Origin of the sequence: Phormidesmis priestleyi ULC007, assembly GCF_001895925.1 — a bacterium.
Taxonomy (GTDB): Bacteria; Cyanobacteriota; Cyanobacteriia; order Leptolyngbyales; family Leptolyngbyaceae; genus Phormidesmis_A; species Phormidesmis_A priestleyi_A.
In genome coordinates this window covers 1-21759 of sequence record NZ_MPPI01000030.1, presented here as the reverse complement: position 1 = coordinate 21759, position 21759 = coordinate 1, and the positions used below count along the sequence as shown (strand labels likewise).

Below are 21759 nucleotides of genomic sequence, written 5' to 3'. Positions count from 1 at the left end.
TGGGCTGAACGTTTCTGCCTATTATTCTAAAACCGATCGATAGACGGAAGGCTTCCACAGATCCCCCCAGATTTGCATAGATCGCTCTAAAAAAGCGGAACTTCGATCGCGCATCTCCCCAAAGACAAGTATAATTACATCAGTTTGAAGGGGAGTAGCTGCTGGTCAACAAACACCAGCCCACTTGAATCAACATACTGGTGATGAGCCTGGTTCAAGTGACAAATATGGGTCAGAGATTAGGGATCAAAGAATTGAGCAGACAAGCTCACTCTTCCCGAACCTGAAACCCAGTTTGCAAGCGAGACCTTCACTGAGTTCACATCTGATGTGAGCTTGGTGGAGTCGTTGCACCCTCATCAAGCCCACTCAGAAAATCTCTACACTGTTGATTCTGGGGAGCTTGAGAGCGTGTTAACTGCCTTTACTGCGGGTTTATTACTCATTACCGTCTCTGAGTTGGGCGACAAGACGTTTTTTATCGCCATGTGTTTAGCGATGCGTCACCGTCGCCGCTATGTGTTTGCCGGGGCTGTACTTGCGCTTGCTGCAATGACCATCTTGTCTGTTAGTTTAGGACGGGTCGTGTCACTGCTGCCCAGAGACTTGACTCATTACGCTGCGATCGTGCTGTTTGTCGCGTTTGGCATCAAGCTGCTCTACGACGCTCATCAAATGCGGCCTGAATGCAGCGATCGCACCCTAGCCGCCGATGACGACTATCTTGAGTGTGCTTCTGATGCAGAGCGAGACGCGATCGCCGCCATCTCTCAAGCCGAAGTCAAGCTCAAAAAGAAAACGCCCTTTGCGATTTGTTTAGAAGCGTTTGGGCTGGTTTTTGTGGGTGAGTGGGGCGATCGCACTCAGTTCGCTACGATCGCGCTGGCTGCTGCTCACAATCCCGTTGGGGTGACGTTGGGCGCGATTGCTGGACACACGATTTGTGCCGCGATCGCCGTGATCGGTGGCAAACTTATTGCTGGTCGCATCTCAGAACGAACTGTCACCCAATTAGGAGGCATTTTGTTTTTATTGTTTGCGGGGGTCGCTTGGTTTGAGGGCACTTAAAGACGCTCTAATGACGGATCTTTTTAGAGTGATTCATCTAATCTTCGACGCGACTCTCTGACGCTCGTTTCGATTTGGTTTGAGGGTTTTTGATCGCGCGACCGAGTCCCATCTGAGGGTTCAATCCGCCGCACTTGAATTTGATGCAATCGCGGCCCTTCAGCAGAAATCACCGTCAACTCACAGTTGCCATATTGCAGCGTTTCTCCCGGCCCCGGAATCTTTTGCCATTGATAAAATAAAAAACCGCCGATCGTCTGATACTCTTCCGCCAGGGGAAAGTCTAGATTCAGTTCTTCATTCACTTCTTCTAAATTCGTCTGCGCCTGAATTAGGAAGGTGTTTTCGTCTAAAATCTGAATCGAAAGTTCTCCATCACCCTGCGGTTCAGGGCTGTCTCCAATAATTTGACTGATAATGTCTTGAATCGTGACTAACCCCGCAGTGCCACCAAACTCATCGACCACGACAACCATGTGCATTCGCGATCGCTGCATCAAAGTCAGCAGTTCTCCTAAGGGCGTATATTCAGGCACAAATCGAGCCGGATGAATCCACGACTTAATCGGGCTGTCTAAGGTCAATGTTCCCTGCACTAACGGTTCTGCAAGCTCCTTAAAGTGAATCATGCCGCAGACATCATCCAGCGAGTCGCCAATGACTGGGTAGCGAGAATGCCCAGAGTGAGCCACTTCTTCTAGCAAATCTCGAACTGTGGCATCCACCCACAGCGTCGTCATACTCGGACGCTGGATCATGACATCAGTTGCCGGAACATCTCCAAACTCAAAGACATTACTCAAAATCTCGCGTTCTTCAGCTTCTAACCCCGTCGATTCGCTAGAAGTCGAGATAATAAGCTGCAACTCTTCAGGAGTCACCTGGTTATACCACTCCTGCCCGGTATATTGGATGCCGATCAGCCGCAGCAGCAAGCGCGTAGACTGATTGAGAACCCAGATAAATGGGTTAAAAAATCGAGCGATCGCCAAACTAAACGGGCCCAAAAATCGAGCGATCTCCTCCGCGTAGAGCATCGCCACCGCCTTGGGGCACAGTTCACCCAACACGATTTGCAAATAGGCAATCAGCAAAAACGCGAGGGGAATCGCCAGCGAGTGCGAGAGCGTTTGCACGACCGCGGGCGAAAACGGCAACTGAGCAATCCAGCTTGCGACGATGACTGCCATCGTGCTTTCGCCGATCCAGCCCAGCGCCAAACTCGACAGTGTGATGCCTAGCTGAGTCGTAGACAGTACCCGATCGATACTGCGCTGCAAATTCTGCACGGTTCGAGCTTGAACGTCTCCCGCGTCAACCAGTTGATTGATCCGCGATCGCCGCACGGAGACGATCGCAAATTCTGCTGTCACAAAAAACGCATTAATCGTGATTAGCAGCAAAACCGACAAAAACCTTAGCGCCACCTCAGTCCAACTCAGACTTTGAGGAACACTCGACACCAAACCGACCGCAAAAGGGGCAATCATTTGCGAAGAAAACCAATAAACAATGCACCGCGAGGGCAATCAGAAAAATTAGATGGCGTTCCGAATCTTGCTAGTTTGCGCTTACTTGACTGGGATGTCAGCCATCCGCAGTTGGAGCTTTTGATCAGGGTAGTCGGTTAGCTGGATCGAGATTTTTTGGGCTTTGTCAAGCAAGGCGGTCGAAAGCGAAACCGTTCCAGTAAATTTCTGATTATTGGGCGGCAACTCGGTTGGCAAACCATCGGTGTCGGCACTGAGCACTCGTCCCTGTTCATCCGTGATGTTTAAAAAGCTGTAGAGAAATTTAACCGATTGGCTGCCCTCGTTTTTCATCGAGACATCAAACACCACTGAGTCTCCCCGCCGCCGCACGCCGCTCACTTCTACGGTCACACCCTTGTCTTGACTGACGATCGGAAACTTGGCAGAATTAGTCACCTGTTTCTCTGGCTCTGGTTTGGGCGGGGCAATGCTGGCAGTTGCCGACTTTGCATTTCCATTCAAGCGCGTCTTCACCTTCTTGATAATGTCATCTTCTTGCAAAACCACTAGCGCGTCTGAGGTTCGGGTCGAGCCATTTTTCTTGCCCACTTTGTTAGTGGGGCGGGCATCGGGCTGCGTAATTCCCTTCAGGGCTTCTCGTCCGATCGCAAACCCCCAAGCCCCTGTCACAATGCCTGCACCAAACATCAAGGTCAGCAAAATAAAGGTGAGGGCAACTGTAGAATTAATTCGCATCGATCGTGATCAAGATAAGTGAATGCGGTTTGACCTGAATTGTATTCGCTAAACACGATCGAGAACACCCGCTATTAAAAAAAAATATCGCGGCTGAGAGACAACCGCGAAACTCAAGCTAAAATGTTACACAAACCCGTCTGCGCCGTTGACCGATTGGGGAGGTAGCGAACTCATAATTCGCCTTCAGGCTGGTTCGATTCCAGCACGGCGCATTGGTGAGATTTACCGCTCAAACACTCACTCAGAGCCGATCACGCGGTTGCTGACATTGGTTTTAGGAAGGGTCAAAATTGATGTGTTGTAAGGGTTTGGCAAATCTACCGTGCGAATAATCGGGCCGCTAGAGACTTGCTGATATAGCAGATCTCGATAGATCCGATGAACGTGAGCGGCATCACGAGCGATCGCATTCTCTGGAAATTTAGGCACCCCAATCAGCGCTCCGGTCTGTCGTCCGACATCCTGAAAACTTTCAGCCGACCCAAAAAACGCCCGATCGACCGCATCGGGAATGCTTACAAGAGGCTTAAACGTCGCTACAGGTTTTTCTTGAGCCATGGCTGCCGTAGAAACTGTAGAAGCAGCCGCTAGAGCCATTAGGCTCAACACACTCTTTGACCTCACATCCATAGAATTTGTCTCCACTATTCCGCTAAAGTTTAACTTTGGATTGATGTTTAAAACCAGAGTCTTGACCTGGTTCGCAACGCTATCTTCTCAATAATTAATAACTCTAGTTTGCCCTACCTATGACAAATCTGTCCCAATCTTCTGCAAACTTTCCTTGGGCGATCGCAGAGTTGCCTGCTCTTCGTCAAGCGTTATTGGATCTATTTTGTGAAGTCGCCTATCGAGAAGGCGATTTTTTGCTCTCTTCGGGTCAGAAAAGCACCTATTACATCAATGGCAAACAGGTGACGCTGCACCCTCAAGGCGGTTTGGCAGTCGGACGAATTTTGTTGCCCTACATTTCACCTGAAACCGTGGCGGTGGCTGGCTTGACCTTGGGCGCAGACCCGATCGTGACTGCTGCTAGTGTGGTCGCAGCTTATGAGGGGCGATCGCTGGCAGCGTTGATCGTTCGCAAAGAAGTTAAAGGGCATGGCACTCAGGCTTATATTGAGGGTCTGACTTTGCCAGAGGGTAGCCCGGTTGTGGTGTTAGAAGATGTAGTGACGACGGGGCAATCGGCGATGAAAGCGGTCGATCGGCTGCGAGAAGCAGGCTATCAGGTTGAAGAAGTGATTACGCTGGTTGATCGCCAGCAAGGCGGCGCAGAATTCTACGAGAAAGTAGGTGTAAAGTTTCAAGCCGTTTTCACGATTCAAGATCTGCAAAAACGCTGGCAGGAACTCCACGCCTAGCTTGAATGTGACAAAATCCATTCTTGTAAAATCGGGTTAACGAGTTCTGGCGCTTCGTCTTGGGGACAATGACCCACCCCTTCTAACGGAATAAATTTCTCGACTTGAGGATAGTTTGCAAAGGCTTTACCAAGCTCGATCGGTTCCCACGGGTCTTTTGCTCCCCACAAAATAATTGCTGGGCAAGGCAACTTTGGGAATAAATCTTCTGGCAACGGCCCTTGAGAATAGCCTGTGAATGCGACAAAAACGGCTGCTGCACCCTGATCGCGGGCGGCTCCCATCAATAACTCGACTAGCTCATCGGTGACGGCTTCCGATCGTCCATAAGCTTTCAGCAAAATATTACGCACCGTCTTGGGCTGTGCAAGTTGCTTAAAAAACAGATCGCCCACCCATTTTCGCTTGAGAATTCCTTGCAAGACGGGCGCACCCACCCGTTTGAACCAGGGTTGCCCAATGCGCTTACGATCGTGCAGCAATCTCAACGAACAGTTGATTAACGCCAATCCTCGTGCGATTTCTGGGTGATCGACGGCAGCCTGCATCACGGCAATACACCCGATCGAGTTTCCGACCAAAAACGCTGATTCACCCACAACTTCACGACAAAAATCTGCAATCTGCTGTCCCCACGTTTCAAACGTATAGTCAACTTGCTCGATCGGCACAGGCTTTTCTGATTTACCAAACCCAATTAAATCAAGCGCATAGACTCGGCAAGTTTTTGCTAACTCTGGCGTATTTTTGCGCCAGTGATAAAACGAGGCCCCAAAACCATGAATCAGAACGACGGCAGGCCCTTCGCTGCCTTGAGCCTGGTAAGCAATCTTAAAGCCTTTCCATATCCAGGTTTTATTGTCGATCGCGGGAGAAGCAGAAGTCACCATAGGACTCGATCAGAAAATTATGAACTTTTATGTAGTCTAGCTTAACGGTTAAGCGCTAAGTTCGATGCCCTTTAAACCTTGAACCTTTTTGTGTCACGATCGGATGCGATTACTATATAAAGTTTCACTCTTTCACCCTGTAAGTTGAGTTTATGGACACGATCGGAACTCAGATTGGCGGTTACGCTCCGGATTTTGAACTCCCCGGAATCGACGGCTCGGTGCATCATCTCGCTCGATATCTCGAACAGTCTCACGCCGTTGTAGTGGTGTTTATGTGCAACCACTGCCCTTACGTGAAGATGTATGTCGATCGTCTGAAGCAGATTCAAAGCGATTTTGAGGGGCAAGGCTTGACGCTGATTGGCATTAACCCCAACGATGCGGAGCAGTTTCCTGAAGACAGCTTTGAGAAAATGAAACCCTTTGCGGCAGGCAACCAAATCAATTTTCCCTACATTCGAGATGTCACTCAAGAAGTCGCGAATGCGTTTGGGGCAAAGAAAACGCCTCATGTGTTTCTGCTCAATCAGCAAGGTGTGCTTTGCTATAACGGCGCGATCGATGACAACCCAGAAGATTCAAAACCCGTCAAAACGAACTATTTGAGAGACGCGATCGCCAGAGTTTTGGCTGGAGAGGCGATCGCTCCCACCTCAACTGACCCGATCGGCTGTTCTATTAAATGGCGTAATAGTTAGGAATCAGAGACGCGATCGCTCGACATGAAGATTGTGTGGGTCGGGCATTGCTCTCGCAGGCAGAAATGATAAAAGCGTCTAATCTACTGCTATCTTTAGGTGAAAGCAATTGAAGTCACGCAAGTCATCGTTAAATGGGAATAACTTATCGGCGGATTCTGCTGAAGCTCAGTGGTGAAGCCCTGATGGGCGACCTATCCTACGGGATTGATCCTGCCGTAGTCAATGGGATTGCCGAAGAAGTGTCAGAAATCGCGGCCACTGGAGTGCAAATCGCGATCGTCGTCGGAGGCGGTAATATTTTTCGAGGAGTCAAAGGTGCGGCAGCAGGCATGGATCGAGCCACCGCAGACTACATTGGCATGATTGCCACCGTCATGAATGCAATGACCCTGCAAGATGCCTTAGAGCACCTTGGAGTGCCCACACGAGTGCAAACGGCGATCGCGATGCAAGAAGTCGCCGAACCCTACATTCGTCGCCGCGCCATTCGTCACCTCGAAAAAGGTCGGGTCGTGATCTTTGGGGCGGGGTCTGGCAATCCCTTCTTCACCACCGATACAACGGCTGCGCTGAGAGCGGCCGAAATTAGCGCAGATGTGCTGTTCAAAGCGACGAAAGTAGATGGGGTATATGATGCCGACCCAGCCCACAACCCCAATGCGCGGCGTTTTCAAAGTCTCACTTATTCGCATGTGTTGACCCACGATTTGAAAGTGATGGACAGCACTGCCATCGCGTTGTGTAAAGATAACAATATTCCCATCGTTGTCTTTGATTTGTCGGTGACAGGAAATGTGCGCCGCGCTGTGATGGGAGAATCTATCGGAACGATTGTCGGAGGTTTGTGTGAAGTTTGCTGATGTCGAAGACCATATGAAGAAGGCGATCGAAGCCACTCAACGGTCTTTTAATACCATTCGGACGGGTCGAGCCAGCACCAGTCTTTTAGATAAGGTGTCGGTCGAATATTATGGGACTCCTACGTCTCTCAAGGCTCTCGCTAATATCAGTACGCCTGATTCGAGCACGATTCAGATTCAGCCTTACGATCGAAGCAGCATGGCGCTCATTGAGAAAGCGATCTCAATGTCTGGTTTGGGGTTAATGCCCAACAATGACGGGTCAACGATTCGGTTAAATATTCCGCCCTTGACGAGCGATCGGCGCAAAGAACTCGTAAAACTGGCAACTAAATATTCTGAAGAGGGCAAAGTCTCGGTTCGGAATATTCGCCGTGATGCGGTTGATGCGGTGAAAAAGCAAGAGAAAGCCAAGGAAGTATCTGAAGACGAATCAAAAGATATTCAAGACAAAATTCAAAAGCTAACCGACAAATATGTCGCTGAAGTGGAAAGAGTTTTGGCAGAAAAAGAAAAAGACATTACAACGGTCTAATCTGCAAAGATTGAAGCCTCAATTTACGAGCGGTCAGGTGATGAATAATCAACTGCCGCTTTTTAATTTCCAGGTTTTTTGGGCTTCTCTTGAGGTTTTGTAGCGCGTTTGTCGATCGTATCTCGAATCGTTCCCTGGGCTGATTCATGCTCACCTAACGTACGGCTAAACACATGAGTGCCATCATATTTCGCGACAAAGTAGAGATAGTCAGTGACTTCGGGTGCTAACGTCGCTTTCAGACTCGCGAGACCTGGACTCGCGATCGGAGCAGGCGGCAGCCCAGCATTGATATAAGTATTGTAGGGAGACTCCACTTTCACTTGCTCTAGCGTCAGCGGCTGCTCTTTAGTCTGCTGAACGCCTAGCGCATATTCAACCGTTGGATCAGATCCTAACGGAATGTTTTGTTTTAACCGATTGGTAAACACCCCGGCGATCCGAGGTCGTTCGGCGGCGACTACTGCTTCTTTTTCGACAATGCTAGCCAAGGTTACCCACTGCGCCAGCGAGAACTGGGTGCGATCGCGCTCTTGATTATAGAGAGGTAATGCGACCTGCTCAAAGCGATCGAGCATTTGGGTAATCACCTCAGTCGGCGTAACTTGCGCCCCAGCAGAAATTTGGTAAGTATCGGGGTAAAGAAAGCCCTCTAAGCTCGCAACACCCGTCGGCAGCCAGGGATATTTGCCCGTTGGAAGTTGGCTGGCAGCGGTCAGAAAGTCTTGCGCCTTGAAGAACCCCTGTTGCTCAAAATAACTGGCCATTTGTCTGAGCGACCAGCCTTCAGGAATGGTGAAACTGCGTTGAGCGACTTCACCCGTCCAGATTTTTTGCGCGATCGCTTGCAGAGGTTCGGCGGTCGATAGCTCATAGTTCCCTGCCTGAAAGCCTCCATCTGGCTGCTTCCACATCAACCATCGGGCCCACAGTTCCCAGGCTTTTGCCGATTTAATTAGCCCTGCGGTCTCTAGTTCTTGGCCGATCTGCTGTGCTGAGGTTCCCTGCGGGATTTGAATTATGACTCGTTTGCCCTGCTGAGAAGCAGACTCGATCGCAGGCGCACTTGCCCAGCTCCACCAAGCCTGTACCCGCCATGCTGATAGACCTAGCACCGAGCAGATGATCAGCAGATAAAATGACCCTTTTGCAATGCGCTGGACAGCTTTCATGGTGATTGTCTGAATTGAACAAGTGAGAGATCGCCCTCGTCAGAACAAATAATCGATGCTCTGTCACCACTAGTCAAGACTGATTAGAAGTTCTAATGATTAAAATTGCCAGACTGCCCTTTATTAAGAACATAAGGACGCTCTGTAGAACGTCCCTACAAGCTCTCGATCGAGCCTCGACAGAAGACTACTCCATTGCATCAAAGAGTTGATCTTCAATCATCGGCAGCATCGGCTCGATTTTTTTCAGTTCTTCTGGAGAAAGTAAGTGAGGTTGCCCGTCTTCGTCCATTCTTGCCAGAATGAAGAAGGGATCAAGCGGGGCATAGATGGCATATTCTTGCTCCTCGTGATAAAAACTAGACAGAAGTTGAAGTTCTTCTTGCTCGTCTTCTGAGTCAGACTCAACGCCCGCCCATTCGTCTTCATCTTCGATAAAATCGGGCAAATCGCCTTCAACAGTCAGCACCACAGCCGTGCGCTTTAACGTGAGGTTTTGCTCTTCTAAAACCGCTCTAGCCGTCGGAAAGACTCGATTCAATTCTTCCTCATCTTCGACTAAGACGGCTTCATCTTCCTCACCATCTTCTTGCCAAGCAAAAACTTCTACAGGAGAGTCTACTGGAAGCAGCAAGACATACTCCTGCTCTTCGACCTCTAGGGAATGCTCGACGTAGCAGATCAGGGTTAGCCCTGCCTCATCGGTCAGGGTGACGGTGGGAGCATCCATATCAATGCTATCTTCATCCATTGGACTCTCTCTATCTCGATTCGACTTGGGCATTATGATCCTTGGCGCGATCGCACTTAGCTCTCAGAAAAGTATCCCTCAGAATGGCACCTTCTCTAAAGGGTGGAGCCTAAAGGTTAAAGGTTTGTTTACGCTTTGGCTCCGAGCCGCTCTTTGAGTTTCCGTTCATCTAACCATTGTTGCAAAATAATGGACGCTGCTTTGCGATCGATCAGACCTTTATTACGGGAAGGTGAAATGTTTTCGGCGTGAAGGAGCTGTTCTGCTTGGTAGCTGGTCAACCGTTCGTCTACATATTCGATCGGGAGGTTAAGGGCGTGAGAGATGGCTCTCGCAAATTTTTGCACTTGCTTTGCCTGGAATCCCAATGATCCATCCATCGTGTAGGGCAAACCAATAATTAAGATTTGAACTTGACGATCGTGGATCATCGCCTGCAATTCAGCAATGACTTGTTGAAAAGATTTGCGCTCGATCGTCGTTAGCCCGGTCGCGATCAGTCCTGTGCCATCACAGCCCGCGACCCCGATCCGCTTTTGACCGACATCTAGCCCCAAGGCAGAGACAAACTCCATACTCATACCTTGATCCCAGGAGGACGGCTCAACAGCAAGGATCTTCACCACGAGGTTCGGTTTTAGACGCTCGATTGACAAGATCTTGAACGCTGCTGCCAGATTCGGGAGATGCGGGTGGTTTTGCAGGGTGGGTGGAATCTGGCTTAGACTCTTCTCGCTTGATTGACTTGAGCAGTGAGATCCGTCCAGGAACGGGCTTGCGAGAGGGTTGAAGCCCTTGCAGCACGTCAGAAAGCTGTAACCCCTCTACGGCAGAAGGTTTTGCTTCTCGGAGCTTATGCCACACCGATCGGGACATTACCAGCGTGTGGGCGATGCGATCGGCTCCGACGCGTTCTAAATATTCTTCTCGCTCAGGCTGATAGTCTGATGATGACAGGTGCAACGCTTGTGCCGGGACTTCTTGCGTCACTCGCGCCATTTGAGCCATTAGCTCAGGATAGAGCCAGGTGTAGGCAGGGTTGACGGTCAGTTGAGCAACGTGAGGTTGAGAACCATCGCGGCACAACTGCACCTGAAAATATCCGATCGCCGCTTTGCGCTGTGGCTCAAACACATAGCCACTTACAAACTCAGTGCGGCTAAACAACTGTCTGACCCCTTCGGCGACTGAGCTAAACAAGCTGGTCTTAAAGTCTTGAATGTGCCGATCGAAGACTTGACGCACGAGCGGCGGCATTGCCATCGTGTCGAGTTGGTAGAGCAACTGAGCATCGGCGTTGCTGACGGGCAACAGATTGGGTAAATCTGGCTCTCGGTGCGACAACTCTTGCAAAAGCTCAGGAGAGATGCCCCAATAGGTCATGTGGGCCAGACGCTGAAACCCATTTTTGCGATAGAGCGCCAGCGCAGAATTATCGTGGATATCGATTTCTAAGATCCAAGTGCGGGCTTGCCAAACTTTTTCTAAACAATAGCGCAGCAGCAGAGAGCCAATATCGCTAGAAGTCACCAACGAGGTGGTCGGCACTTCTGATTCGGATGCTGCCTCATTTTGCAGAATAACGGGATCAACGGCAACGCGATCGACGCGCCAAGTCGTCCCCGTCCGGTTAAAGGGCGACACTTGAATCAATCCTTGAATTTGCTGGTTGAACTCTGCGACGTGGATGCAGAAAGAATCTTGAAAAGGATTGGGAAACAGACTGAGAACCTTGAGAATTCCATACCAGCGCCGAATCGCTAATGGCTTTTCTCTCACCATTGAGCAATTGGGGCTTTCTGCTTCTGATGCCTCTGCACAAAGCTGCTCGACCGATTCTAAATCGCGATATTGGATTGGTCGAATCACGATATTATTTGTCTGAGGAAAGGCTCGAATCATGGTGTTAAAGCGGCTATTCACCCTCAGGGTAGGAGTTTGGCAGAAAATCTGGGTCAACCCTAAGGGATATTCATTGCCAAATTTAGACAAATCCCTAATGAGTGCCAGCAGACTCAGGCTTGACAGAGGCGCGATCGAGCAGCGACTCAGTGGGACGGATCAGGACGACAGGGGTTTGCTCATCGGCATTCCCAGCCGGGTTTGTGATCAGCGCCTGTTTGAGAAAGTTGATCGATAGATTAGAGGTCGCTGCCAATATCTTAACTGCTTTCAAGTCATTCACGTCTACGATCGCAGCAGATAGCCCAGTTTCGCGCTGAATTTGATCCACAATTCCCTGGGCGTTATCGGGCCCAAGCACGATAAATTTGTCGTAGGGGGGCAGTGTTCCGGTTACGTCATCAATCAGTCGAGCTTGATCGCCTGCTACCCGATAAAAGAAGCCAGGTTGACCAAAAAGTTTCCCGATCGCGCCTGCGACAAAGGCGACAAACACGCGCCCGGGCCCGACGATGTTAATTAAAGTCTGTAAGCCGCAGGCAGTCGCCAAACTCGAAGTCGGCAAAAACAGATAGCACAAGCGAGTCGCCAGCCATCCAGGATGAATTTCGCTGGGGTGAATAAATCGCCCTTGCATAATGGCGAGGGGCGACTCTCCGATCGTCACTACGTCTCCAGCTTGAGCATGGGGCACTACGTAACGACGCACGACTTCAACGGGATCATCTAACTCAGTGAGCAGGTGAGTGCGAATCGGCAAAACGTCCGAATTAGCGGCAGGTCGCCAGCGCTTAGAGTCATCGGTGCTAGGAAACTTGAGCGGCACTACGATATGGCGAGTTTTAGGAATTCGCCCTTGAGGCCCGTAAGTGACGTAATGAATCTGTACCCAGGCCACTTTAAGGTCGCTCAGGTCTTGTCCTTGAACGTCGATCGAGATCTCGATCGGGTCTTCTCCCCCGACTTTGACGATCCGGCTTTCCCAATAGTGATCACTTCTAGCGGTTGCTTCGGTGTGACGAGGAATAATGTGAGTCGTCGTGGTGACTCCTTCTAAGCTGCCAGATGTGAGTAGCGTTACCTCGGCTCGAATCTCTGGCACCATCACTTCGAGGCGACGGGTGCGGTTGCGAAACTCTAGATTGCCTACCAGCAGATATCGCTGCGGCTCATAGAGGTCAAACTCCCACTTGCCAGCAGTTAGTTCTAAATCATTGCCGGGACGCTGCCGATATTGCGCTTCGAGGGCTACCAGGATCAGGATGACTAAGGCGATCGCGCTGCCGATGATGCCAATGAAAACGCTCTCGATGATTCCCACGAGTTCTGACTCTAATTAACGTTGTAACAAAGTCTAGAACAAAAGGGTTCAGATTTCAGGTTTCAATCTCACCCCTGCTAAAATCTCGTCAATGACTTCTTTAACGATTGATGGAGACGTTAGTCCCAAGAATCTGATTTTTGGGCAACGATCGGGAAAGAGTCAAAACAAAAATTGTTTCAGCGGTAGTCAAGTAGTCGAAGCGACAGTCTAGCAAGTCGCCCTACCAGGGCGTGCTATCTAATTAAGTTGCAGTTACGATTTGCGTGGTTAGGGAGCCGTATGACTATGAAGGGTTCAATAATCAACGGTTCCCTAATGCCCAATTTTCTAGAGTTGAATGGTAATTTTGTTGTGCAACTCCTCCACTTGAATCAGTGAACCATTGCCCAAGACGATGTTGAACTTCGCTAACGATCGCTCAACTTGATAGCCCGGCAACACTCGAACAATCTGATATTCAGTCGTCAAGTCACTCGTGCCATCCCATTTGAGCAATGCTAGCTGATTGGATGCAATCTCACTCAGTTGCGAAACAAACTCTTCAATGCTGTCCCTCACATTCACGAGAATGCCAGACGAAAGGAAGATATAACGCTCTTGCAAATCCAAAGTCACACTGACTCGATAACGTTTTTCGGTTGAGCAGCGCAACTCAACGGTGAACGAAATCGAGCCAGGAACGATCGTCCTAACTCCCATATTATTTTGTCCTCTTGGTTAATTCAAAGAGGACAAAAATGCTGATTGATCAGACATTCCATTGGGATGAAAAGAGTATGCAGGATCTTGATTCCAGCCTTTCAAGATCCCATAGCAAAGCCGACGGTGTACAATCATGAACGCCTCCTGAGTTACTGACTCTAACTAGGGATGGAAGTCCTCGGAGTCTGATTTGGTAGATCAGGCTTCGGGGCACAACTTCATCACTGCGATGTATTCTACAGGAGTTTTTTGTTTTTTGGAATCTTTAAAGTCTTAATTTTTGCAGGTGCAGTTAAGCATCCAACGGACTTCTCACGCCGCGCCCACCTCGGTTTAGCACATGCGTATAAATCATGGTTGTCTTCACATCTTTGTGTCCCAACAACTCTTGGACGGTGCGAATATCGTAGTCATTGTGCAGCAAATGTGTGGCAAAACTATGGCGAAACGTATGGCAACTAACGCGCTTTTGAATCTTTGCCAAACCAACTGCTTGTTTGAGGGCTTTCTGCACATTCGATGCATGGAAATGATAACGACCGACTTGATCGCTCTGAGGATCACGATTGCGGCTTTTGGCAGGAAAGACAAATTGCCAAATCCATTGACGATTTGCATTCGGATATTTGCGATCGAGCGCATAAGGCAACACCACCGCCCCATAACCCTGGTGCAAATCCATCTCATGCCAACGTTTGACCGTTTGCAAGTGTTGAGTTAACGGCTCAATTAACCGATCGGGCAACGGCGTGACTCGGCTTTCCCGCCCTTTTGTGTCTCGCACAACGATTTGATGTTGGGCAAAATCCAGGTCTTTGACGCGCAGGTTCAAACTTTCCCGGAGCCGCAACCCGCTGCCATACAGCACTTGGACGATCAGTTTCGGAACTCCACTCATTTGGTTGAGAATCGCGAAGGTTTCCTCTCGCGACAATACGGTCGGCACATAGCGAGTCGTTCTGGCTCTGAGAGCATCTAGATTCCAATCGGTGTCTCTTTGATACACGTCTCGATAGAGAAAGATTAACGCGCTGAAGGCTTGATTTTGAGTGGAAGCAGCCACCCGTTGATTAACTGCCAGATGCGTCAGAAAGGCTTCCACTGCCTCGCGCCCTAGATCTCGTGGGGGAGTCATGTGGTGAAACTGAATAAACTCTTTAATCCAGCGAGTGTAGCTTTTTTCAGTTTCATAGGCGTAATGGCGACGGCGAAACTCTTCATGAAGGCGCTCAAACAGTTTGGGCGAGGTAGACATTCGTATTTGCAATAAGCCATTTGTGTAGTAAATATCACATACTCTTCGCTAAAGATGCTCTGAGAATTCACGGAAAAGTCTTCGATAAGATCCCACAGCGGCAATATCATCCGCAAAAATTCTCGATAATGTCCCTCAGCGGCGATATCACAAGAAAATTTTCTCGATAATGCTTGAATCTAGACATTACTGAGAAAAAATTCGATATAAGTTGTTATGCCGCCTTAAGTTATCTGTGGGGACATACAGGAAGATTGTCTATTGGTGTTTAAGGTCAAGTTAGTGTGAAGTAGTTGATAAGGGGGTGCTTTGAGGCTTTGAGGTTTGTAGTGAGAGAATGACAATAAACTTCGTTAAACTTCGTTTTGAGTAATTACTTCGCATTTTTACAAAAATCATGCCAATTTTTGAAAACGAAAAATTTTCGATCAGTTAAAGGAATTGGCAGATATGGTGTCAATCCGTCAACAAGAATGTGCCGCTCTTGCTGATCTATTATCAAAAGAAGGACAATCGCTTTTAGGAAGAGCAAAACTACCAAAAATTATAATTATTGTTTTAGGAGCTTTGGTAGCAACCAACACGGTTGCAGAATTAGTAATGATAAACTTAAAAAGCCCTGAAACGGTTAAGCAAGTAGTTATGATCATATACACTTGCTTGGGAGTTGTTATTTCAGTGACGGCTGCATTAGATGTCGCATTTCGGTTTGAAGAAAAAGCTTCTAAGCTGATGGCACTATCTTCGTCGTGTCTTGATTACAATCGAAATTTCATGATTGACTTTAAAAGAAATGTTGATAAGCAAAAGCCTGAAGTTACAATTGTAAAGCTTGAGGCACTAATTGATTCTCAAAATCAAAATCTTGCCAATATTCACAGTTCGGCAATTGAATTAGGTGTCAATTCAATTAGAATAGCTAACAAGTACAAAATCTAGTGAAATGGCTTGGGAGTAAGTCATTTAGGATTGTAGAAGTCAATTTAATCTCCACAACTGAATAAACTTGAATGCGGTGTAACAAAGCCCATGTGCCTGATTGGCGAGAGTTGATCGGTTTGATGGAAATGCTGTCTACGGCAGATGACGAACACCGTTATGCACTTGACTCTTCGACACAGTATTCTTGAGGTTTAACAGAGAGGAACCCATAATATGAGTCCCAATTTATGGATTGGTGTGTACAGACGGCTTGATAATAGATTTGAAGGGTTGAGCGACAACTCTCCACGTGCGCTCGAATTGCACAATCGTCGAAAAAAAGCTCTTCATGATGCACTTGAGGATGATCCTAATTGGAGGGTAGAAGTCTGGGGTTACACCGACGATGATGTACCCCATGAGTTTGTCGAGATTGCCATCGCTATCATCGCGAATCCAGCATTTCAGGCATCTGTGACCCTCGCACTTGGTTATATTGGTGGCAAGCTTCTTGATGCGGCAGTCGATGAAGTGTTTATCGAACCTTTAAAGGAAATGATTCGTAGACTTTGTGATAAGCAGAAACAGGAGGAAATTCTAGACTTTCATATCAAACTTCCTGATGGGACTACAATTCGGTGCGATCCGAAGAACAATGATGCTGTGATAACACTTCATTACAGTGGTGGTAAGCTCCTTACAGTTATGTATAATGCATCACAAGAGGAAATCAACAAATTGAAGGACTGATTAAACAATGAGTCATTGTTAAAATGATGGCAAGGAGGAGACAAAATGAACATACCCATCACCGACGAGGTAATTGAGCAGTTAAGAGCTATGCCGCAGCACTTACAATGGCGGGTGTTGGAATTTGCCCAAGCACTGGCGAAATCTCAAGTTCGAGGTACTTCAGGGCAGCAACTGCTGCGTTTCGCAGGTTCCATACCGCCTGAAGATCTCCAGTTAATGTGCGAGGCAATTGAGCAAGGCTGTGAACAGGTAGATGTCAATGAGTGGTAGGTACTTGCTGGATACCAATATTATCATTGCTCTCTTTGCAGATGAAGCAGCAGTCAAAAACAACCTTGCTCAAGCCAACGAAGTTTTTATTCCAAGTATTGCCATTGGTGAGTTATGTTATGGCGCAAGGAAATCGGGGAGATTCCAAGCAAACTTAGCAAGAATTGATGAGCTGGTTGCTAGCAGTACAGTGCTTGGGTGTGATACTGAAACTGCTCGACAGTATGGTGAGGTCAAAAACAAGTTAAGACTCAAAGGTCGTCCGTTACCTGAAAATGATATCTGGATTGCAACCCTTGCATCACAACATAATCTGATTTTGGTGACACGTGATGCTCATTTTCAGGAGGTCGAGAATCTGCAAACAGTAACTTGGTGAGTATCGCCCTGCGGCATAACAATCCTAGTGCAGCGGACGGTATCGTGATCTTGGTGGTAATGCCAAGGTTATCTGCCGCCGCTGACTAGGAACGTTAGATCGACAGCCCTTGACCTGGTAATTGTGTTCACATAACTATATTGAAGGTGCAATTTGATATGCTCTGCTATGGAGCCAGCTTACCCTACATCAGGAGATTGAATGTTCTTTGATACGTGGCAGGGATTAGGGCGCGTCATTGTTGTTGGCGTTTTGGCTTATGCAGCACTCGTGATCTTTCTTCGATTTTCGGGGAAACGCACACTCTCGAAGATGAACGCCTTTGACTTAGTTGTAACTGTTGCTCTCGGTTCAACACTTGCAACAATCCTCCTATCAAAAGATGTAGCACTCGCTGAGGGTTTGCTTGCCCTCTTGTTGCTGATTGCACTCCAATTTACCGTAGCGTGGCTATCTGTGCGTTTTCCCACGATTCAACAGCTAGTCAAGTCGGAGCCAACGCTCTTATTTCACCAGGGACAAATGCTACAGAGTGCGCTCCGCTCACAACGGGTAACTCCTGAAGAAGTACGTGCTGCCATTCGCACCCAAGGTATCAGTCAGATGAGTGAAGTTGAGGCGGTAATCCTGGAAACTGATGGTAGTTTTAGTATTCTTCGTACTACTGCCCAACCAGCAACTACTGCCCTTAATGATGTCAATAATTATCCATCCCCTTCTGCATAAGAGTAGTCCAAGTAATTGCCGTCTAACAACTGTATTGCAACGGACGGTGTTAAAGATCTTGGCAGGGATGCAAGAATACTAGCCGCCGTTGAACACAACCGTTGTGCCGCTTAGTCCTCAATGAATCAACTCTTTGCCTCTTTGTTCACTCTTCAATCTCATCAAGGGTAGATTCCCCGCCCCTTGGGGCGTAAGAAGTACTAAAAAAAGCGGCTGTTTCATACTCCGTCCGCTTGCGGCGGAGTTGTTGATTTGCTGTTAAAAATAAGTTAGCTATGGATGCCGCAATAGCAGGCTTGATTGGGGCTGCAATTGGTGCAGTAGCTGGGATGGCTGGAACACTGATTACAAGTTATCTACAAGCGAAACAAGAACATGCAAAATGGATACGCGATAAGCGTGTAGAAGCATATTCAAATACAATCAGGTATTTGGTCAGGGCACTAAATAAACGATCAAGCCTTGCCATTGAAGGTAGCACTCTTACAAGTGTGATGGGCAAGGATGTAATAAAGGAATGGTTTGATGATTTGAGCGAAATATTGGTTTGGTTATCTGCTGTGTCCATATATTGTTCAAAAAATCAGCAATCAAAAATTGCCCATACCACCCAAGTAGTTAACAAAGCTGTGTGTGATTTTGTGAATTCTGGCTCAGCAACATCTGATCTTCAAAATGTGATTTCGACTGCGTTAGGTATTGTAGAAGAATGTGCGCGGCAAGATGTAGGTAGAGTAGTCAAGTGAGTCGGTGAGATGAGCCAAATTCGAATCTCGATTCGAACAATAGCCCCTAGGTGATTTGAGGATATAATTACAAGCAAAGACTGGCAGTCGTTTGGCTGAATTTGTTATGACATTAACATCCCGAATTGTTCATAGCGACCCCGATATTCTAGGGGGAACTCCTGTTTTTGTAGGAACTCGTGTGCCAATGAGAACCCTGCTTGATTATCTTGAGGCTGGTGATTCATTAGAGGTATTTCTAGACCATTTCCCTAGTGTCAGTCGAGAACAGGTGATCGCAGCCCTTGAATTAGCCAAGGAAATGTTGACAGCCTATGCGAATCCTGCTTGATGAATGTGCCCCACGCCCGTTAAAGCGTGAGCTTGCCAATTACGAGGTACGCACAGTTGTTGAGATGGGATGGTCAGGGAAAAAGAACGGTGAATTGCTGAGGCTTATGAGCCAAGAGGGTTTCACGATTCTCCTCACTACAGATCAAAATTTGCGTTATCAGCAAAATCTACAGCAGGCTGGAGTGGCAGCTGTTGTTCTTGTAGCATCCAGTAACAAACTTTCTGACTTACTTCCCCTGATGCCAAATGCTCGTAGCGTGTTGGATACAGTTGCTCCAGGAGAAGTGATTGAAGTTGGAGGCTCCTGAAAGTTGTGTCAGCGATCGCGGCATAACAACCCGGCTGGAGCGGACTGAAGGGAGATCTCGGTGGAGATACAAAAGTTACTTGCAGCCGCTCAGCCGGAACGTTAGACCGACAGCGCCATTTAGTTCACTTGTACTATATACTAAAATCTTCGTGACGCTACGATCTAACTAGCGTTGGAACCGACAACCGAATTTGCATTCTTCGTAAGTGAGCCGCAACCGCCTGCGGTTGCGGCTCAACTAGGTTATGTGGCTAAGCTCAGATCTTGCACCATTCTCAAGAAGGGGTTGCCAAACGGCTGAAAATCTGAAAGAAAGGGCGTAGAAGTAATTTGGTTTGACGGTTATGGAAACCATCTTTGAGTACGCCCAATCGCTAGTCTATACCTTGCTCGGATTGATGCCTAGTCCTCATCAGCGCAGCAGTCTCGAAGCGCTGCTCGGACTGTTTCTACAAGCCCAAGGACAAGCCATCCCTGCCCACTGCACCAGCAAATCCGCGAGTGCCTTGAGTCGCTTTCTCAATCGCTACGACTGGTCAACGGTAGGAGTGATTCGCGCCACGCGCCGCGCGATGCTCAACCAAGTTTTGCGGCACCTGCCTCCCGGCATGACCACGTTAAAAGTGATCCTTGACCTGACGACGCTGCCCAAGTGTGGCAAGTTTGCTCACCTGGCAACGAGTTTACCATCGGAGGTTGGAGACGACAGTGCAACGGTGCAGACTGACCCCTGGGTGCGGGTACTCAATGGCAAACGGGGGTTGCATCTAGTCATGCTGTATCTGGTCATCGGACAGTGGCGAGTGCCCTGGAGCTTCTGCATCTGGCACGGCAAAGGGCACCTTAGTCCCGTTCAATTAGCCTGCAAGCTGCTCGCCCGCGTCCCCAAAACCCTGACCCACCGCTTCCCCGTCATCGTGCTGGCAGATACTGAGTTTGGCACGATCAAGTTTCTCCAGGCTGTGCAAAAGCGACAGTGGCGAGCGGTTGTCGGAATGCCCGGCAACCGTCAGATGGAGAATGGCAAGTCCCTCAAGCAACTTTACCGCACCGGAAGACGCGGGCAACAAGTCCGCTTGGTGGGGATGTCAACGCCCCTAACGGTCTCCTGGTTTTGGCTCAAGCGCTCAGAGCGCAAACGAGAACTGCGCTTTGTCGTCTCTACTTACCCGTATTCTGGAGTCTACTTGGTGCGACTCGGACGACAACGCTGGGCGATTGAGGGCTTTTTCAAAACCATCAAACATCGCTTTAGTTTGCATCGCTTTGGTCAATCCACCTTGCTGGGACTCTACCGCTGGCTCGTGTTGTCTCTGGTCGCCTTTGTACTAACTTGAGTTGCTAGTTATAAGCGGCAGCAGGAGCAAAACAAATAAAGCCTCTCCAAGGTCTTGTAACTCCTGGAGAGAAAAAATGCTTCCTGAAATTATAGCGATCTATGCCATCACCGATGACCTGCTCAAAGCGATTGGGCATCAGGAGGATGTCCGAGTGCAACTGAGCGATGCGGAAGTAATCACCACCGCACTTGTCTCTGCCCGCTTTTTCGGTGGGAATCATCAGAATGCTCAGGACTATCTCAAAGAACCCGGGTTGATGCCCAAGATGTTGAGTAAGTCGCGGTTTAATCGCCGCTTGCATCGGTTATTTTTGCCATTACTAGACCTGTTCGACTGTCTGGGTATGGTGCTCAAATCGATCCATTCGAGTACGGAATCCTGGCTCGATTCTTTTCCGGTGCCCTTGTGCGACAACATTCGGATTCCTCAAGTTCGTCTGGTTCGATGCGAGGATTACCGAGGCTACATCGCATCCAAAAAGCGCTACTTCTATGGCATTCGGGTACAACTGCTAGCGACCGCTGATGGCATTCCAGTGGAATTTGCCTTTCTGCCCGGCGAAGCTAATGATGTGCGGGGACTCAATGCCTTGCCGTTATCGCTGCCCGCAAACAGTGAAATCTATGCGGATGCTGCCTACACCGATTACAAAATAGAGGATGCCCTTCGCGATACCGAGGCTGTTACCTTACAGGTCGCTCGTAAACGTAATTCCAAACGCCCGGATTCTCCCGCTCTCGCTTACATCAAGCAAACCACTCGCCACTTCATCGAAACTGTTTTCAGTGGCATTCCTGTTCAATTTCCCAAAGCCATTCATGCGGTGACGATGGATGGCTTTTTGCTTAAAGTTTCCACTTTTATCGTTGCTTTCACCCTTAAAGCTGCTTTTATCGACTAGTCCTTTGCTCCCGCTCAATCGGTTACGAACTGCTTTCGCGAGTTCGACTCGTTGACCTGAGTGCGCTTCACACTCATCTCCCATCTCCAACTAACCCGCAACTTGGGTTACTAGCACACTGGACACATTGTTGGGCAAAACCTCAGCGCCTAGATTGGAAAGCCGCAGGGGAACTTGCCCAAGTCATTCTCTTGCCGCAGGTTGTTTGGAAAGACCTCCTACATCAGATTAGGAGTCACTGGGACATTGCGATGCAGCATGGCTTTGAAATCATTCTCAAGCCCATCCGCTGGCACTATTGAGAATAGTGCAAGATCTGAGT

26 protein-coding genes and 1 tRNA gene are annotated in these 21759 nt (G+C 48.5%); 16 read left to right on the top strand and 11 right to left on the bottom strand.

Annotated elements, in window-relative coordinates; genetic code table 11:
• Positions 1-339 precede the first annotated feature (339 nt).
• Complete coding sequence (locus BRW63_RS19810; protein WP_317615834.1) at positions 340-1068, top strand: TMEM165/GDT1 family protein; 729 nt, start codon at positions 340-342, stop codon at positions 1066-1068.
• A 23-nt stretch (positions 1069-1091) separates the two neighbouring features.
• Here the strand turns inward: BRW63_RS19810 and BRW63_RS19805 are convergent, their stop codons facing one another.
• Positions 1092-2558 carry a hemolysin family protein gene (locus BRW63_RS19805; protein WP_073074140.1) on the bottom strand — a complete coding sequence of 489 codons (1467 nt, stop codon included), beginning with the start codon at positions 2556-2558 and terminating at the stop codon, positions 1092-1094.
• 81 nt (positions 2559-2639) lie between these two features.
• On the bottom strand, positions 2640-3296 hold the full coding sequence (locus BRW63_RS19800) for a hypothetical protein (RefSeq protein ID WP_073074139.1): 657 nt from the start codon (positions 3294-3296) through the stop codon (positions 2640-2642).
• Between the two features lie 142 nt (positions 3297-3438).
• Here BRW63_RS19800 and BRW63_RS28000 point away from each other — a divergent pair.
• A tRNA-Ile gene (locus BRW63_RS28000) sits at positions 3439-3511 on the top strand.
• 25 nt (positions 3512-3536) lie between these two features.
• On the opposite strand, the gene BRW63_RS19795 is transcribed toward BRW63_RS28000, so the two are convergent.
• Positions 3537-3929 (bottom strand): hypothetical protein, encoded by a 393-nt coding sequence (locus BRW63_RS19795; protein WP_143162080.1) that lies wholly within the window; start codon positions 3927-3929, stop codon positions 3537-3539.
• 119 nt (positions 3930-4048) lie between these two features.
• Here BRW63_RS19795 and pyrE point away from each other — a divergent pair, with 119 nt between their 5' ends.
• Positions 4049-4663 (top strand): orotate phosphoribosyltransferase, encoded by a 615-nt coding sequence (gene pyrE, locus BRW63_RS19790; RefSeq protein ID WP_073074137.1) that lies wholly within the window; start codon positions 4049-4051, stop codon positions 4661-4663.
• Here pyrE and BRW63_RS19785 read toward each other — a convergent pair.
• Entirely contained in the window at positions 4660-5553 is an 894-nt protein-coding gene (locus BRW63_RS19785; RefSeq protein ID WP_073074136.1) for an alpha/beta fold hydrolase, read from the bottom strand. The genes pyrE and BRW63_RS19785 overlap by 4 nt on opposite strands.
• A 152-nt stretch (positions 5554-5705) precedes the next feature.
• Between BRW63_RS19785 and BRW63_RS19780 the strand changes: the two genes are divergently transcribed.
• From BRW63_RS19780 to frr, 3 genes are all read left to right on the top strand, one after another.
• Positions 5706-6254, top strand: a complete 549-nt coding sequence (locus tag BRW63_RS19780; RefSeq protein ID WP_073074135.1) for a thioredoxin family protein — start codon at positions 5706-5708, stop codon at positions 6252-6254.
• Positions 6255-6388: 134 nt separating this feature from the next.
• Positions 6389-7117, top strand: a complete 729-nt coding sequence (gene pyrH / locus BRW63_RS19775; RefSeq protein ID WP_073074134.1) for a UMP kinase — start codon at positions 6389-6391, stop codon at positions 7115-7117.
• The gene (gene frr / locus BRW63_RS19770; protein ID WP_073074133.1) at positions 7104-7652 is read left to right on the top strand and encodes a ribosome recycling factor; all 549 of its coding nucleotides are present in this window, start codon (positions 7104-7106) and stop codon (positions 7650-7652) included. Before pyrH ends, frr begins: the two co-directional genes overlap by 14 nt.
• A gap of 62 nt (positions 7653-7714) precedes the next feature.
• On the opposite strand, the gene mltG is transcribed toward frr, so the two are convergent.
• From mltG to BRW63_RS19735, 7 genes are all read right to left on the bottom strand, one after another.
• The gene (gene mltG, locus BRW63_RS19765; RefSeq protein ID WP_073074132.1) at positions 7715-8824 is read right to left on the bottom strand and encodes an endolytic transglycosylase MltG; all 1110 of its coding nucleotides are present in this window, start codon (positions 8822-8824) and stop codon (positions 7715-7717) included.
• Positions 8825-9011: 187 nt separating this feature from the next.
• Positions 9012-9575, bottom strand: coding sequence for a DUF3727 domain-containing protein (locus tag BRW63_RS19760; protein ID WP_073074131.1), 564 nt, complete (start codon positions 9573-9575; stop codon positions 9012-9014).
• Between the two features lie 128 nt (positions 9576-9703).
• On the bottom strand, positions 9704-10201 hold the full coding sequence (gene ruvX, locus BRW63_RS19755) for a Holliday junction resolvase RuvX (RefSeq protein WP_317615833.1): 498 nt from the start codon (positions 10199-10201) through the stop codon (positions 9704-9706).
• The gene (locus BRW63_RS19750; RefSeq protein ID WP_244913235.1) at positions 10179-11567 is read right to left on the bottom strand and encodes a GNAT family N-acetyltransferase; all 1389 of its coding nucleotides are present in this window, start codon (positions 11565-11567) and stop codon (positions 10179-10181) included. The genes ruvX and BRW63_RS19750 overlap by 23 nt, the downstream gene beginning before the upstream one ends.
• Positions 11568-11571: 4 nt before the next feature.
• Positions 11572-12798 (bottom strand): F420-0:Gamma-glutamyl ligase, encoded by a 1227-nt coding sequence (locus BRW63_RS19745; RefSeq protein WP_223257441.1) that lies wholly within the window; start codon positions 12796-12798, stop codon positions 11572-11574.
• 330 nt (positions 12799-13128) lie between these two features.
• A complete protein-coding gene (locus BRW63_RS19740; protein ID WP_073074128.1) occupies positions 13129-13500 on the bottom strand; it encodes a hypothetical protein in 372 nt (123 codons plus the stop codon).
• Positions 13501-13795: 295 nt separating this feature from the next.
• Positions 13796-14758 carry an integron integrase gene (locus BRW63_RS19735; RefSeq protein WP_073074127.1) on the bottom strand — a complete coding sequence of 321 codons (963 nt, stop codon included), beginning with the start codon at positions 14756-14758 and terminating at the stop codon, positions 13796-13798.
• Positions 14759-15208: 450 nt separating this feature from the next.
• On the opposite strand from BRW63_RS19735, the gene BRW63_RS19730 reads away from it, so the two are divergent.
• The 10 genes from BRW63_RS19730 to BRW63_RS19685 all read left to right on the top strand — a co-directional run bounded on the left by BRW63_RS19730 (position 15209) and on the right by BRW63_RS19685 (position 21437).
• Positions 15209-15697, top strand: coding sequence for a hypothetical protein (locus BRW63_RS19730; RefSeq protein WP_073074126.1), 489 nt, complete (start codon positions 15209-15211; stop codon positions 15695-15697).
• A 216-nt stretch (positions 15698-15913) separates the two neighbouring features.
• Positions 15914-16429 (top strand): hypothetical protein, encoded by a 516-nt coding sequence (locus BRW63_RS19725; RefSeq protein ID WP_073074125.1) that lies wholly within the window; start codon positions 15914-15916, stop codon positions 16427-16429.
• A 45-nt stretch (positions 16430-16474) separates the two neighbouring features.
• Complete coding sequence (locus tag BRW63_RS19720) at positions 16475-16702, top strand: hypothetical protein (RefSeq protein WP_073074124.1); 228 nt, start codon at positions 16475-16477, stop codon at positions 16700-16702.
• Positions 16703-16706: 4 nt separating this feature from the next.
• Positions 16707-17081 carry a type II toxin-antitoxin system VapC family toxin gene (locus BRW63_RS19715; RefSeq protein WP_244913234.1) on the top strand — a complete coding sequence of 125 codons (375 nt, stop codon included), beginning with the start codon at positions 16707-16709 and terminating at the stop codon, positions 17079-17081.
• 201 nt (positions 17082-17282) lie between these two features.
• Positions 17283-17807: a DUF421 domain-containing protein gene (locus BRW63_RS19710; RefSeq protein WP_073074122.1), complete on the top strand. Its 525-nt coding sequence runs from the start codon at positions 17283-17285 to the stop codon at positions 17805-17807.
• A 275-nt stretch (positions 17808-18082) separates the two neighbouring features.
• Entirely contained in the window at positions 18083-18553 is a 471-nt protein-coding gene (locus BRW63_RS29040; protein ID WP_219898639.1) for a hypothetical protein, read from the top strand.
• 106 nt (positions 18554-18659) lie between these two features.
• A complete protein-coding gene (locus BRW63_RS19700) occupies positions 18660-18884 on the top strand; it encodes a DUF433 domain-containing protein (protein WP_073074121.1) in 225 nt (74 codons plus the stop codon).
• Positions 18868-19194 carry a DUF5615 family PIN-like protein gene (locus BRW63_RS19695; RefSeq protein ID WP_073074120.1) on the top strand — a complete coding sequence of 109 codons (327 nt, stop codon included), beginning with the start codon at positions 18868-18870 and terminating at the stop codon, positions 19192-19194. The genes BRW63_RS19700 and BRW63_RS19695 overlap by 17 nt, the downstream gene beginning before the upstream one ends.
• Positions 19195-19540: 346 nt before the next feature.
• On the top strand, positions 19541-20533 hold the full coding sequence (locus BRW63_RS19690; RefSeq protein WP_073074119.1) for a transposase: 993 nt from the start codon (positions 19541-19543) through the stop codon (positions 20531-20533).
• 76 nt (positions 20534-20609) lie between these two features.
• Positions 20610-21437 (top strand): IS982 family transposase, encoded by an 828-nt coding sequence (locus BRW63_RS19685; RefSeq protein ID WP_073074118.1) that lies wholly within the window; start codon positions 20610-20612, stop codon positions 21435-21437.
• Positions 21438-21759 lie beyond the last annotated feature (322 nt).